This window comes from Aquamicrobium sp. (genome assembly GCF_023954335.1).
Taxonomy (GTDB): domain Bacteria; phylum Pseudomonadota; class Alphaproteobacteria; order Rhizobiales; family Rhizobiaceae; genus Aerobium.
On record NZ_JAMLIE010000002.1, the window covers coordinates 451,292 to 466,628 of the forward strand.

A 15,337-nucleotide genomic window follows, 5' to 3' on the forward strand; every position below is an offset into this window, starting at 1 on the left:
ATCGTTTGCGCCGCCCCTCATCCGGCCTTCGGCCACCTTCTCCCCGTGAACGGGGAGAAGGAATAATGGACCTTCTGCGTGACAACGAGCTGATCTACGGGAGGCTTCTCCCGGTCGAGGAGCCGCATCTGATCGAGCGCTACAACAAGGCGCTGCGCGCCTTCGGCCTGCCGGCGACGACGCGCGAGAAAATCTCCATCGACCGCACCGGCTTTTCGCCGGAGGTGGCGGAAGACCTCGGCGACATCCATTATCTCGACCCGAACCAGATCAACCGCCGCTTCATCATCCTGACGCCGCTTCAGGTGTCGCTGCCGGTGGTGCACACGGCGTTCTCCAACACCTCGCAGCTTCTCTACGAGTTCCTGACCGCGAACGCGCGCGTCATCAACGCGCTGACGATCAAGGACGTGATCTATGGCGAGATCGAGGATTCGGTCGCCAGGGTCGAGGACATCGAGGACCTCTTGTCCATCAACCAGGTCGAGTTCAAGGTTCTGTCGGCCGAGGACGTCACCGGCAAGGCGGCGGAGCTGGCGACGATGATCGACCGGCTGAAGCAGGAGCCGGAGTTCTGGCGCGACACCGCCGCGCTGGAACACATGGTCGGGCTGGCCAAGGTGACGGGCGACATCCGCGAGAACGCGCTCGTCCCCGAGCAGGTGATCTTCCGCCACAACGCCTACTGGACCAGCCATTTCGGCGGGCTCTACGTCTTCGTCGATCCCGACATGACGACGGTGATCTCCGATCCGTCGGCGCCGGGCTTCCGCCGCTCGCGGCCGTGGCAGGTCAGCTACCTGTCGCTGCACGACGCAAGCCGCGTCTACGATTTCCTCGTCTCGACCGGGCGCGTCGAGCTGCCGCGCGCGTCGTGGATCGAGGATTCGGGCTATCTCGAGCACCGGGCCGAGATGGTCGTGCGCAACCTGATCCGCAAGGCGGAGCCCGGGCGCGACCTCGGCAAGGTCGACCGCGTCTGGCTCCAGACGTGGATACACGGCCATGCCGACCTGATCGCGCAGGAGGGGACGTTCCCCTTCCTCAACGCCGCCAAGCGCGAGATCGCCCAGCTCGGCCAGCTGCGGATGGAGGAGGTGCGGCCGGACCGCCGCTTCCTCGTCATCCGCGCCCGGCCCGACCATCCCGACGCGTGGCTGACCAACCGGCTGATCTCGGATTTCGTGCCCGACGACTTCATGGCGCGCTACGTCTTCAACAAGCAGGGCTTCTACCGCGACTATGAAGGCTTCGACCCCGTCTGGCGGCGGCATGTTGTCGAGACGCTGAAAGATACGTATCTGAAGAACAAGGCCGCTTTTCGCGCGCGGCTCTACGGCCTGAGAGACTGAAAGGACCTCACCCGATGCTCGATCCGATCGTCTCGTTCTTCGCCCGCGTCTTTCATGCCATCGGCAAGGGGCTCGGCCTCCTGATCGGCGCGCTGCTGTGGCCGTTCCTGTGGCTGGGGCGCTGGTACACGCGCCGCGGCTGGATCCTGCGCGCCGTGGTCGGCGCCATTGTCGCCGGCATCATCGGGCTCTACGGCTATTTCTTCTACGTCACCCAATTCTGGACCAACTTCAACCCGGACTATCCGGCCTCGCTGGTGCAGGCGCGCAGCACGACCGGGGCGGGCGAGCCCGTCGCCGCCGCCTCGGGGGCGACGTCCTCCGGCGCGGGCCAGCCGGCGCAGAGCTGCAAGCCCTCGGCCATCGCCGGCATCGCCGCCGACCTGATCGACTTCAACGTCAACCAGAACGCCTGGATCTCCTCGATGCTGGTGTCGAACGCCGGCCTGTTCGGCATCGAGTGGCGCAACACGCCGTTCTTCGACAACAAGGCCGCGTTCCAGCTCGGCATCAACCAGGTGCTGCGCCGCACCACCACCGAGCTCGTCGACACGCTTGGCCGCGTGCGCGGCACCTCGCAGATCGACCAGAACCTGCAGGACGCGCGCACCGCGATGGCCTGGTCCGAGACCGCCTGGTATATCGGCTGGCGCGGCCCGACCCGGCCTTCGCCCAGCGTCTTCCGCGACGGCATCGAGAAGCTGCGCGCCTTCAACGCCAGCCTCGAGCGCTGCCAGGCGACGTTCGACGCCCGCGCCGACAACCTGATGCAGTTCCTCGACCGCATGGCCGGCGACATCGGCTCCACCTCCGACATCCTGCGCCAGCGCATCGAATTGTCCGACGCCGGCTGGTTCGACCTGCGCGCCGACGACCGCTTCTGGTTCGCCTACGGCCAGCTCTATGCCTATTACGGCATCCTCGTCGCCTCGCGCTCGGACTTCGGCTCGGTGATCGCCGAGCGCAACCTGACCGTGCTGTGGACGCGGATGGAGGAGAACCTGCGCGCCTCGCTCAACGTCCAGCCGTGGATCATCTCCAACGGCAACGAGTCGAGCGCGATCTTCCCGTCGCATCTGGCGACGATGGGCTTCAACCTGCTCCAGGTCCGCTCCAACCTCGTCGAGATCCGCTCGGTCCTCGACCGTTAGCATCGATGCGGTTTGCGTCGTCGACGTCGCAAACCGCGCATCGCGCGACCGTTTCGGGAGCGCGCGTGCGCCTTGCGTGCGCTCTATTTTCCGAGAGAACGAGTTTGAGGGGGAGGGCCGGATGACAGGGTTCAGGACCGACATCGAGATCGCGCGCGCGGCCGACAAGAAGCCGATCATGGAGATCGGCGCGAAGCTCGGCATCCCGTCGGGGGAACTGCTGCCCTACGGCCATGACAAGGCCAAGGTGTCGGCCGCCTTCATCCGCTCGCTCGCCGGCAGGCCGCAAGGCCGCCTGATCCTCGTCACCGCCATCAACCCGACCCCGGCGGGCGAGGGCAAGACGACGACGACGGTCGGCCTCGGCGACGGGCTGAACCGGATCGGCAAGCGCGCGGCGATCTGCATCCGCGAGGCCTCGCTCGGCCCGAATTTCGGCATGAAGGGCGGCGCGGCCGGCGGCGGCTACGCCCAGGTGGTGCCGATGGAGGACATGAACCTCCACTTCACCGGCGACTTCCATGCCATCACCACGGCGCACAACCTGCTCTCGGCGCTGATCGACAACCACATCTACTGGGGCAACGAGCTCGAGATCGACACGCGCCGCGTCACCTGGCGGCGGGTGATGGACATGAACGACCGGGCGCTCAGGCAGATCGTCTGCTCGCTCGGCGGCGTCGCCAACGGCTTTCCGCGCGAGGCCGGCTTCGACATCACAGTCGCTTCCGAGGTGATGGCGATCCTGTGCCTCGCCAGCGACCTCGAGGACCTCGAGCGCCGGCTGGGCGACATCATCGTCGGCTACCGGCGCGACAAGAGCCCGGTCTTCGCGCGCGACCTGAAGGCGCAAGGGGCGATGGCGGTGCTGCTCAAGGACGCGATGCAGCCCAACCTTGTCCAGACGCTGGAGAACAACCCCGCCTTCGTCCATGGCGGGCCGTTCGCCAACATCGCCCATGGCTGCAACTCGGTCGTCGCCACCACGACGGCGTTGAGGCTCGCCGACTACGTGGTGACGGAGGCCGGCTTCGGCGCCGACCTCGGCGCGGAGAAGTTCTTCGACATCAAGTGCCGCAAGGCCGGGCTGACGCCGGCCGCCGCCGTCATCGTCGCCACGGTCAGGGCGCTGAAGATGAACGGCGGGGTGAAGAAGGACGATCTCGGCGCGGAGGACGTGGCAGCGGTGCGCGAGGGCTGCGCCAATCTCGGCCGCCATATCGAGAACGTGAAGCAGTTCGGCGTGCCGGCGATCGTGGCGATCAACCATTTCGCCAGCGACACCGAAGCCGAGATCGAGGCGGTGAAGGCGTTCGCGGCCGAGCAGGGCGTCGAGGCCGTGCTGTGCCGCCACTGGGCTTCAGGATCGGCCGGCATCGAGGAGCTGGCGCACAAGGTCGCCGATCTCGCCGACAGCGGCGTCGCGCAGTTCGCGCCGCTCTATGCCGACGAGACGGGCCTGTTCGACAAGATCGACACCATCGTCAAGCGCATCTATCGCGGCTCGGAGGCCATCGCCGACAAGAGCGTGCGCGACCAGCTCCACCAATGGGAACGCCAGGGCTACGGCCACCTGCCGGTGTGCATGGCCAAGACGCAGTATTCGTTCTCGACCGACCCCAACCTGCGCGGCGCGCCGACGGGGCATGTCGTGCCGGTGCGCGAGGTCCGGCTCGCCGCCGGGGCCGGCTTCGTCGTCGCGATCTGCGGCGAGATCATGACCATGCCCGGCCTGCCCAGGTCGCCGTCCTCGGAGCGGATATTCCTCAACGAGCGCGGCGAGATCGAAGGGCTTTTCTGAGCGATCCCGCGCACCATCCCCCAATTTTTCCAGCCGGTCATTCGGGCGGGGACGGCCGCGCCTAGCGTCGCCCTTCAGGGGCATTCTGTGTCAATTTTCACACATCACGGCAGCCGTCGAAATTCTTGATTCGAAAAGTCATCTTTTAATTCTTGACTCATTCAATCATGTTTCCTAAACGGCTGAAATGTGACGGGAAGCCCCTTTCGTCACAAATTTGACGAGATCGAGCAGGTCGCGGACAACCGGTTGCTCTCCCAAGGCCGGCAGCTTCCGCGCGCCTTCGGAACCGGAGACTGAATCGACATGAAAGCCTGGCATTCGCGCGCGCCCCTCATGGCCTGCACTGCCCTTGCGATGCTCTACATCGCCGTTCCCGCCGCTGCGCAGGACAGCTCGACGGTTCTCGAGACGATCGAGGTCGAGGGCAAGAAGACGTCCGCTGGCCAGAAGCTTGAAAAGGGCGCGGCCGACACGCCGCTCGCCAGCGAGACCACGGCCGACGACATCCGCAAGAAGGAAATCTCCGATCTCGGCGATCTCGGCAATACGACGGAGCCGGGCGTGGACTATACCGAGTCGCAGCCCGGAAAGGTCGGCGGCCTCACTATTCGCGGCCTCGGCGGTCCGCGCATCGCGACCGTGATCGACGGTATCCCGATTTCCAGTTTCGGCAACCTGATCCGCGCCGGTTCGCCGTCGCCGATGACGGGCATAAGCGACGGCACCAATTCCTTCGACTTCTCGTCCCTGTCGGCGATCGACGTGGTTCGCGGCGCCGATTCGAGCCGGCTGGGGGCGGGCGCGCTCGCCGGCGGGCTGTTGATGCGGACGCTGGAGCCCGACGACCTGATCGAGGACGGCCGCGACTGGGGCGGCATCAGCAAGGTGGGCTACGACAGCTCCGACCGGAGCGTCGCCGGCTCCCTCGCCATCGCCAAGCGGTTCGAGAGCACGTCCTTCCTGTTCCAGGGCGCCTACAAGAAGGGCCACGAGCGCGACAACAAGGGCACCGACGATATTTACGGCGTCACGCGCACGAAGCCCAATCCGGCCGATATCGACCAGAGCAACCTGCTGTTCAAGGTGCGGCATGACCTGGAGGGCGGCCATCGCATCGGCATGACGGCCGAGCGCTATCGTCTCGACAATGACTTCGAACTGAAGACGATGCAGAACTCCCTGTACCAGTACGATCAGGGCTGGGGTTTCGAGTCCACCCATCGCGATCGCGTTTCGCTGGATTATCGCTACGAGGCGCCGTCGGAAGGGGGCCTTATCGATGCCGCCGCGCTGACGCTCTACTGGCAGAAGCTGAACAAGAACGCCGGTTCGGACGGCATTCGCACCAGCGATTCCGCGCGGTATCTCCGTGACAATGACGTGGAGGAGAGCTCGTACGGCCTTACCGGCGGTCTGCTTTCCACGTTCAACACGGGAAACCTTGCCCACGAGGTCCGCTTCGGCGGCACGCTCCAGTTCCTTCAGACCGAACAGTTCATGGCGGGTCTTCCGGCCAGCTCGGTGCTGAACAAGGCCGACATGCCGCATGTCAGCGGCACCAAGCTCGGCCTCTACCTCGACGACCGGATCGGCCTCGGCGACAGCGGCTTCGCCCTGACGCCCGGCCTGAGGCTGGACTGGTACGACTATGAGCCGAAGGCGGCGCCCGGCTATACCGGCCCGCTCGTGTCGAAGGACGGCATGCGCATTTCGCCCAAGCTGCTCGCGACCTACCAGATGACGCCGCAGACGGAGCTGTTCGCGCAGTGGTCGATGGCCTACCGGGCGCCGTCCATCGACGAGTACTACATCTACTATCCGAGCAGCTTCTACGAGGTGCACGGCAACATCGACCTCAAGCCGGAGACGGGGCACGGCTTCGAGGTCGGCGCCAACTACGAGAGCGGCGACCTTTCAGGAAAGCTCACCGTCTTCCACAACCGCTACAGGAATTTCATCGAGGGCTATCAGGTCAGCGGCGCCCCGCTGATCATGTCCTGGCGCAACGTCGGCGAGGTGGAAATCTCCGGCATCGAGCTGAAGGCCCGCAAGGACTTCGCGAACGGGTTCTACCTGAGCGGCGCGCTCTCCTACGCCTACGGCAAGAACAAGACGGACGATACCATCCTCAACTCCATCGCGCCGTTCAAGGCGATCATCGGCATCGGCTACGAGCGGGAGAACTGGGGCGTCGACCTGACCGGCATCTTCGCCGGGCACATGAGGGAGGACGGCCCGCAGATAGACCCGCAGACGGGCGCGCCGTACGAAACCTTCGACGCGCCCGGCTACGGCATCGCCAACCTGACCGGCTGGTGGGAGCCGGAGCAGGTCAAGGGCCTGCGCATCCAGGCCGGCGTCTACAACCTGTTCGACTGGAAGTACTGGAACGGCGTCGCCGTCCGCGGCGTCGACCCGACGACCCAGTCGCGCGGTAACCAGCCGGTCGACTTCTACTCGGAGCCCGGCCGCAGCTTCAAATTCTCGCTGACGCAAAAATTCTGATCCCTGCCTCACCGGCAAAGGACGAGGGCGGCGCTTGCGTCGCCCTTGCCCTTTCATGCGGCCCCTTTCATGCGACAGCGAATCCTCTTGCCGCAGATGCCGTTCGCCGCTAAGGGTTTTGCCATGAACACGATCTCGACCGCGAAGCTGTGGCGGTGGGGCTGCTAGAAGCGGCTGGTCGAAACGCGTGCGCGTGAAACTTGGGTGGCCGCAACGGATTTCCGGGCGGCCATTTTGTTTTCAAGCCGGTCCGGGGACGCCGTGAGCGCGAACGGATGGAGACGATGGAATGACGCTCGAACTGCTTGAAGACGGCGCGGAACGCTACGCGACCAGAGGCGGGGTGAAGATCACCCGCAAGCGCCATGAAACGCCCTATGCGGGCGCCATCGAGGCCTATATCGACGGCCTCGACTCGCGCCGGGGCTGCGTCTTCTCCTCCAACTACGAATATCCCGGCCGCTACACGCGTTGGGACACGGCGATCATCGATCCGCCGCTGGTCGTCTCGGCGCGCGGCCGCGCCATGGTGATCGAGGCGCTGAACCCGCGCGGCGAGGCGCTGCTGCCCGTCATTCGCCGCACCGTCGAGGCGCTGCCGGAGGTGACGCCGGACGAGGCTTCGGCCACGCGCCTTTTGCTCACCGTCGCCGAGCCGTCGCGCGTCTTCACCGAGGAGGAGCGCTCGCGGGCACCGACGGTCTTCACCGTGCTGCGCGCGCTCGTCGACCTGTTCCGCTCCGACGACGACGCCAATATCGGCCTTTACGGCGCGTTCGGCTACGATCTCGCCTTCCAGTTCGATACGGTCGCGGCGAAGCTGACGCGCCCGGCGAGCCAGCGCGACCTCGTGCTCTACCTGCCCGACGAGATCCTCGTCGTCGACCACCATCAGGCCCGCGCATGGCGCGACCGCTACGATTTTTCCGGCGACGGCTTCTCGACGGAAGGGCTGGCGCGCGGCGGGCGGGAAGAGCCGTTCACGCCGTCCGGCATCACGCCGCCGCGCGGCGACCACGAGCCCGGCGAATATGCGCGGCTGGTCGAGAAGGCCAAGGAAAGCTTCCGCCGCGGCGACCTCTTCGAGGTCGTGCCCGGGCAGATGTTCTTCGAGACCTGCAGGTCGCGCCCGTCGCAGATCTCGCGCCGGCTGAAGACGATCAACCCGTCGCCCTATTCCTTCTTCATCAATCTCGGCGAGCGCGAATACCTGATCGGCGCGTCGCCGGAGATGTTCGTGCGCGTCAACGGCCGCCGGGTCGAGACCTGCCCGATCTCCGGCACCATCCGGCGTGGCGACGACGCCATCTCCGATTCCGAGCAGATCCTGAAGCTGCTCAACTCCAAGAAGGACGAGTCCGAGCTGACCATGTGCTCGGACGTCGACCGCAACGACAAGAGCCGGGTGTGCGAGCCGGGCTCGGTGCGCGTCATCGGCCGCCGCCAGATCGAGATGTATTCGCGGCTGATCCACACCGTCGACCACATCGAAGGCCGCCTGCGCGAGGGCATGGACGCGTTCGACGCGTTCCTGTCCCACGCCTGGGCCGTCACCGTCACCGGCGCGCCGAAGCTGTGGGCGATGCGCTTCATCGAGAACCACGAGAAGAGCCCGCGCGCCTGGTATGGCGGGGCGATCGGCATGGTCCATTTCAACGGCGACATGAACACGGGCCTGACGCTGCGCACCATCCGCATCAGGGACGGCATCGCCGAGGTGAGGGCGGGCGCGACGCTGCTCTACGATTCCGACCCGGCCGAGGAAGAGGCCGAGACCGAGCTGAAGGCGTCAGCGATGCTAGCGGCGATCCGTGACGCCTCGGCCGGCAACGCGGCCGCCACGACGCGCGAAAGCGCCAGGGTCGGCGAGGGCGTATCGATCCTGCTGGTCGACCACGAGGATTCCTTCGTCCACACGCTCGCCAACTATTTCCGCCAGACGGGCGCGACGGTGGCGACCGTGCGCACGCCGGTCGCCGAGGAGGTGTTCGATCGCCTCAAGCCCGATCTCGTCGTCCTGTCGCCGGGGCCGGGCACGCCGAAGGATTTCGACTGCAAGGCCACCATCGACAAGGCCCGCGCCCGCGACCTGCCGATCTTCGGCGTCTGCCTCGGCCTTCAGGCGCTCACCGAGGCCTATGGCGGCGAATTGCGCCAGCTGCGCGAGCCGATGCACGGCAAGCCGTCGCGTATCCGCGTCAACAAGCCGGGCACGGTGTTCTCCGGCCTGCCGAAGGAGGTGACGGTCGGCCGCTACCACTCGATCTTCGCCGATCCCTCGCGCCTGCCGGAGGATTTCCTCGTCACGGCCGAGACCGAGGACGGCGTCATCATGGCGATCGAGCACCGGCACGAGCGCGTGGCGGCGGTGCAGTTCCATCCCGAATCGATCATGACGCTCGGGCACGACGCCGGCATGCGGATGATCGAGAACGTGGTGGCGCACCTGCCGCGCCGGGCGAGGACCAAGGCGGCTTAAGGAGAGAGCGGGCGGCATGAGCGGCAAACGGACGATAAGGCGGCTCGCCGCCTGGTCCATCGTCGTCGCGCTCGGCGTGATGGCGCTGAAGTTCGCCGCCTGGAGGATGACCGGGTCGGTCGCGCTCTATTCGGACGCGCTCGAATCCATCGTCAACGTCATCGCCGCCGCCGCCGCGCTGTGGGCGATCTCGGTCAGCCACAAGCCGGCCGACAGCGACCACCAGTTCGGCCACCACAAGGCCGAGTATTTCTCGGCCGTGCTCGAAGGCGTGCTGATCGTCGTCGCGGCGCTGCTCATCATCGCCGAGGTCTGGCGGGCCTGGCAGAACCCCGCGCCGCTGACGCAGGCGTGGGAGGGCCTTGCCGTCAACGGGCTGGCCGCCGCGATCAACGGCGTGTGGGCGGTGCTCTTGATCCGCGTCGGCCGGCGCGAGAAGTCGCCGGCGCTGGAGGCGGACGGCCGCCACATCATGACCGACGTGGTCACGTCCGTCGGCGTCATCGCCGGGCTCGTCGGCGCGGTGCTCACCGGCTGGCACATGCTCGACCCGCTGCTGGCGCTGATCGTGGCGCTCAACATCCTGTGGCAGGGCTGGCGGGTCATCGGCTCGTCGCTCGACGGGCTGATGGACAAGGCCGTGCCGGTCGGGGAGACGATGCGCATCCGCGACATCATCTCCGCCAACTCGAAGGGCGCGCTGGAGGTCCATGACCTCAAGACCCGCATCGCCGGCCGGGCGACGTTCATCGAGTTCCACATGGTGGTGAGCGCGGCGATGACGGTCGGCGACAGCCATGCCATCTGCGACCGCATCGAGGAGGCGTTGAAGGCCGAGATCCCCTCCGTGCGGGTCGTCATTCATGTCGAGCCCGAGGACGAGGCCAAGCTGCCGCACGGAACCGGCGCGGTGCCGTTCGCCTGACCCCTTTTATCCCCTGTCCGCTCTCGCGAAGTTGATCGTGCACGGGCCGCAGCTTGATCGGCCGCAAACAGGAGCGGCCGGACCTGTCCTATGCTGGCTCGTCATCACGAAGCGGAACGGAAAAAGCCATGACGAAGATGAAATCCCTGACGGGCGGGCTCGCGTTGCTGCTGGCGTCGCTGGCGGCGGGCGTCGCGGCCGCCGGCGAGGCGGTCGCGGTTTACAAGACGCCGTGGTGCGGCTGCTGCCACGAATGGGCGCAGGCGCTCGGCGAGGCGGGCTACGACGTCAAGACGATCGATCTGGAGGACCTGTCGCAGGTGCGGCAGCAGGCCGGCGTCCCCTCCGACATGCTGAGCTGCCATGTCGCGGCGGCGGGCGGCTATTTCCTCGAAGGGCATGTGCCGCTCGAAGCCATCGCGGCGCTGCTGGCCGAGCGGCCCGACATCGCCGGCCTTGCCGTCCCCGGCATGCCGCAGGGTTCGCTCGGCATGGGCGGCGATCCCGAGCCCTACGCGGTCTACGCGGTGCCGCGCGACCCGAAGGCCGCGCCCTCCATCTTCCTCAGCGTCGGCGGCTGATCGAAAGCCGGGTGTGAGGCCGACCTCCTCGCAGGGGAGGCCGGTTTCATTCCGTGCGCGCATCAGATCAGTCGGATTTATCGCAATCGGCGCGCCGCCCCCGCGGCTATTGTCCCGCACCGGAATGGGCTCCGCTTTCGGCTTCGTTGCCGCTTACGCGGCGGCCGGCAGTTGCTATTGTCCGGCAGCGGAAATAACACGCCCCCAAGGCAAGACGTTGAAAACCATGCCGCCTTCGCGCGGCAGGACGATGGGAGACGAGAACATGACCAGCACCGTTGACGTGAGGCAGGAGACCGGACGCCTTCTCGATGCGCTCGGCGTCGAGCGCGCGGCGTGGACGAAGGGGACGATGGCGTCCCACAGCCCGGTCAGCGGCGAGGAGATCGCCAGGGTCGCGGTCGCGTCGGCGACTGACACCGGCCGTGTGGTCGATGTCGCGCACGAGGCGTTCAAGGCGTGGCGCAACGTGCCGGCGCCGCGGCGCGGCGAGCTCGTGCGGCTGCTCGGCGAGGAGTTGCGCGCCAACAAGGAGGCGCTCGGCCGCCTCGTCTCCATCGAGGCCGGCAAGATCGCCTCCGAGGGGCTCGGCGAAGTGCAGGAGATGATCGACATCTGCGATTTCGCGGTCGGTCTCTCGCGCCAGCTCTACGGCCTCACCATCGCCACCGAGCGTCCCGGCCACCGGATGATGGAGACCTGGCATCCGCTCGGCGTCGTCGGCATCATCTCGGCCTTCAACTTCCCGGTCGCGGTGTGGTCGTGGAACGCGGCGCTGGCGCTCGTCGCCGGCGATTCGATCGTCTGGAAGCCGTCCGAGAAGACGCCGCTGACCGCGCTCGCCACCCATGCGATCCTCGAGCGCGCCATCGCCCGCTTCGGCCCGGACGCGCCGGCGAACCTGTCGCAGCTCCTGATCGGCGACCGCGCCACCGGCGAGGCGCTGGTGGACAACCCGAAGGTCGCGCTCATCTCGGCCACCGGCTCGACGCGCATGGGCCGCGAGGTCGGCCCGCGTCTCGCGAAGCGCTTCGCCCGCTCGATCCTCGAGCTCGGCGGCAACAATGCCGGCATCGTCTGCCCCTCGGCCGATCTCGACATGGCGCTGCGCGCCATCGCCTTCGGCGCGATGGGAACGGCCGGCCAGCGTTGCACGACGCTGCGCCGCCTGATCGTGCACGAGAGCGTCTACGACACGCTCGTCCCGCGCCTCAGGAAGGCCTATGAGAGCGTCTCGGTCGGCAACCCGCTGGAGACGTCGGCGCTGGTCGGCCCGCTGGTTGACAAGGCGGCGTTCGAGGCGATGCAGAAGGCGCTTCAAGCGGCGAAGGCCGAGGGCGGCGTCGTCACCGGCGGCGCGCGCGTCGCGGAGGCCGGCAAGGACACCGCCTACTATGTCCGCCCCGCGCTGGTCGAGATGCCGAAGCAGTCCGGTCCGGTGCTGGAGGAGACATTCGCGCCGATCCTCTACGTGATGAAATATTCCGACTTCAACGACGCGATCGCGATGCACAACGCGGTCGCGGCCGGCCTTTCCTCGTCGATCTTCACCCTCGACATGCGTGAGGCGGAAGCGTTCCTGTCGGCCGGCGGCTCCGATTGCGGCATCGCCAACGTCAATATCGGCACCTCGGGCGCCGAGATCGGCGGCGCGTTCGGCGGCGAGAAGGAAACCGGCGGCGGCCGCGAATCCGGCTCGGACGCCTGGAAGGGCTACATGCGCCGCGCCACCAACACGGTGAACTACTCGACCGCGCTGCCGCTGGCGCAGGGCGTCTCCTTCGACATCGAGTAGCAGTCCATCCGCGAAATGGTCCGAATGCCGGAGGCGGTCGGCCCGTCTCCGGCATCGCCTTTTTTGCCTGTCCGGCAAAATGCCGCTTCGTTGACTTCCGTCAATCAGGATAGCGGCATGCGGCGCTAGTCTGGCACCATCGCCGTAATGGCGATGAAGGAAGGCCGAGCATGCTCGACAGGATAACCGGCATGGCAGGGTGGCTGCGCATCGTCTGCGCTGTCGCCCTCCTGTGCATCGGCTTCTTCGCGCACATGCCGCCTTCCGTAGGCCAGGCGCAGCCCTCCTCACTTGAACTCACGCATTACGCGTTTCCCGACGGCACCTTGCCAGTGCTCTGCCTGCCCGGCGACGAAGGCGGCAACGCGGGTATGGGCAAGGGCTGCTCGGCGTGCCGCCTGAACGCCGATTTCGCCCTGCCGGTGCCGCAGGGCATGACGGCCTGGCTTTTACCGCGCCTCGAACGCGACTTGCCGCCGACGCAGGTTCAGGCGCCCGGCCGCCATCTCGTGCCGGCCAACGCCTCGCCGCGCGCCCCTCCTTCCATCCGGACTGCCTGAATGAAGCTGCTCGCCGCAGCATTTCGCAGTTCGCGCCGCGTGGCCGGCGCAGGTCAGGATGCCCCATCATGCTGGACAGTTCCGTCATAGGCACAGAGATGCCGCCCTCCATCACCTTCACCCTCGGAGAACACCGTTACGAGCGCAGCACCGAAAGCCGCGTCGTTTCCGCCGGGACGCCGCTGTTTCCCGCCGGCCTCGGCAGCGCCGGGACCGTGCGCATCGTCGAGGGGGCCGTCTGCCTCTATCAGCAGGCGGGCGACGGCGGCCGGCGGATCCTCGACATTCTCGGGCCGGGCCATCTCGTCGGCGCCTTCCTGACCGACCTTGCCGCCTGCAACGTCCTGGCGCTGACGCGCACGCGCCTTGCGGCCGTAGCCGCCTCCGAGGAGCCGGCGAGGATCGCCGAGGCCACCCGCACCATGCTGAAGCGCGCCCAGTCGCATGCGCTGCTCCTGCGCGGCAACGCCGTGTCGGAGCGCGTCGCCAGCTGCCTCATCGACCTCGAGCGGCAGTTCGGCGGCGAGTTCGGCACGGGGCCGGACGGGGAGACGACCTTCACGCTTCACCTCACCCGCGCCGACCTGGCCGACTGGCTCGGCCTGACGCTGACCAGCGTCAGCCGCGGCCTCAACGCCTTCAAGCGCGCCGGGCTCATCGCCTTCGACCACCCCAAGGTCATCACCATACGCGACCGCGAGGGCCTCGAAGTGCTGGCGTCGGGGCAGGGCGAGCCGGCGCGGCGCAGGCTGCCGCAGGCCGCGGGGCTCTGATCCCGCGCCTGTGCCACCCATGTTGGTGCAGTTGCTCCTTGATCTGGCGCGGCCGGAGTGTGAGGGTTGCGGCTATCAGGTTGCAACCCTTTGACGAATGAGGTCGACGATGACGGACAGTGAACTTTCCGCCCGGCGCAGCGCGGCGATCGCGCGGGGCGTCGGGGTTTCGACGCAGGTCTATGCCGAGCGGGCCGAGAACGCCGAGATCTGGGATGCGTCGGGCCGGCGCTACATCGACTTCGCTGCCGGCATCGCCGTCGTCAACACCGGCCACCGCCATCCCCGCGTCATGGCGGCGGTCAGGGACCAGATCGAGAAATTCACCCACACCTGCCATCAGGTCGTGCCCTACGAGAGCTACGTCGCGCTGGCAGAGCGGCTGAACGGGCTGACGCCCGGCGACTTCGCCAAGAAGACGGTCTTCGTCACCACCGGCGCGGAGGCGGTCGAGAACGCGGTCAAGATCGCGCGCGGCGCGACCGGGCGCTCGGGCGTCATCGCCTTCGGCGGCGCCTTCCACGGCCGCACCTTCCTCGGCATGTCGCTGACCGGCAAGGTCGCGCCCTACAAGGCTGGCTTCGGCCCGCTGGTCGGCGACGTCTACCGCATCCCGTTCCCGGTCGAGCTGCACGGCATCTCGGTCGCGGATTCGCTGGCGGCGCTGGAGCGGCTGTTCAAGGCCGACATCGAGCCGGCGCGCGTGGCGGCGATCATCATCGAGCCGGTGCAGGGCGAGGGCGGGTTCTACCCGGCCCCGCAGGCGCTGATGGAGGCGTTGCGCGAGATCTGCGACCGCCACGGCATCGTCATGATCGCCGACGAGATCCAGACCGGCTTCGCCCGCACCGGCAAGCTGTTCGCGATGGATCGCTACGGCGTCGCCCCCGACCTCGTCACCATGGCCAAGGGCCTCGGCGGCGGCTTCCCGATCGCGGCGGTGACGGGCAAGGCCGAGATCGTCGACGCGGTCGGCCCGGGCGCGCTCGGCGGCACCTATGGCGGCAACCCGGTGGCGGTGGCGGCCGCGCACGCGGTGCTCGACGTGATCGAGGACGAGGATCTGTGCAACCGGGCCGAGCAGCTCGGCGCGCGGCTCAAGCAGCGTCTGGAGAGCCTGCGCCAGTCCGTGCCGCAGATCGCCGACATCCGCGGCCCCGGCCTGATGGTGGCAACGGAGTTCAACAAGCGCGGCGAGGCGTCGCCGGACGCGGCGTTCGCCGAGGCGGTCAGGCTGAAGGCGCTGGAGAAGGGGCTGATCCTCCTGACCTGCGGCACCTATGGCAACGTCATCCGCTTCCTGCCGCCGCTCACCGTCGCCGACGACACCTTCACCGAGGCGCTCGACCTGCTCGAAGCCGCGATGGTGGAAGTGGCCGGCGCGGCGGCCTGAACGAGCGCGCATGCACCGG

Annotated in this window: 11 protein-coding genes; all 11 read left to right on the forward strand. The window is 67.5% G+C overall.

What is annotated here, in order from left to right:
• Positions 1-65: 65 nt before the first annotated feature.
• Positions 66-1,352, forward strand: a complete 1,287-nt coding sequence (locus M9945_RS14875; RefSeq protein ID WP_367945226.1) for a DUF6638 family protein — start codon at positions 66-68, stop codon at positions 1,350-1,352.
• A 14-nt stretch (positions 1,353-1,366) separates the two neighbouring features.
• Positions 1,367-2,503, forward strand: a complete 1,137-nt coding sequence (locus M9945_RS14880; protein WP_367945227.1) for a DUF2333 family protein — start codon at positions 1,367-1,369, stop codon at positions 2,501-2,503.
• A 121-nt stretch (positions 2,504-2,624) separates the two neighbouring features.
• Entirely contained in the window at positions 2,625-4,304 is a 1,680-nt protein-coding gene (locus M9945_RS14885) for a formate--tetrahydrofolate ligase (RefSeq protein ID WP_367945228.1), read from the forward strand.
• A gap of 306 nt (positions 4,305-4,610) precedes the next feature.
• Entirely contained in the window at positions 4,611-6,812 is a 2,202-nt protein-coding gene (locus M9945_RS14890; protein WP_367945229.1) for a TonB-dependent hemoglobin/transferrin/lactoferrin family receptor, read from the forward strand.
• A 289-nt stretch (positions 6,813-7,101) separates the two neighbouring features.
• Positions 7,102-9,291, forward strand: coding sequence for an anthranilate synthase (locus M9945_RS14895; protein ID WP_367945230.1), 2,190 nt, complete (start codon positions 7,102-7,104; stop codon positions 9,289-9,291).
• Positions 9,292-9,307: 16 nt separating this feature from the next.
• Positions 9,308-10,216, forward strand: a complete 909-nt coding sequence (locus M9945_RS14900; protein ID WP_367945231.1) for a cation diffusion facilitator family transporter — start codon at positions 9,308-9,310, stop codon at positions 10,214-10,216.
• A 128-nt stretch (positions 10,217-10,344) separates the two neighbouring features.
• Positions 10,345-10,797 (forward strand): DUF411 domain-containing protein, encoded by a 453-nt coding sequence (locus M9945_RS14905; protein ID WP_367945232.1) that lies wholly within the window; start codon positions 10,345-10,347, stop codon positions 10,795-10,797.
• A gap of 265 nt (positions 10,798-11,062) precedes the next feature.
• Complete coding sequence (locus tag M9945_RS14910) at positions 11,063-12,592, forward strand: aldehyde dehydrogenase family protein (protein ID WP_367945233.1); 1,530 nt, start codon at positions 11,063-11,065, stop codon at positions 12,590-12,592.
• Positions 12,593-12,762: 170 nt separating this feature from the next.
• Entirely contained in the window at positions 12,763-13,152 is a 390-nt protein-coding gene (locus M9945_RS14915) for a hypothetical protein (protein ID WP_367945234.1), read from the forward strand.
• 68 nt (positions 13,153-13,220) lie between these two features.
• Positions 13,221-13,925: a Crp/Fnr family transcriptional regulator gene (locus tag M9945_RS14920; protein ID WP_367945235.1), complete on the forward strand. Its 705-nt coding sequence runs from the start codon at positions 13,221-13,223 to the stop codon at positions 13,923-13,925.
• Between the two features lie 109 nt (positions 13,926-14,034).
• Positions 14,035-15,318, forward strand: coding sequence for a 4-aminobutyrate--2-oxoglutarate transaminase (locus M9945_RS14925; protein ID WP_367945236.1), 1,284 nt, complete (start codon positions 14,035-14,037; stop codon positions 15,316-15,318).
• Positions 15,319-15,337: the final 19 nt, after the last annotated feature.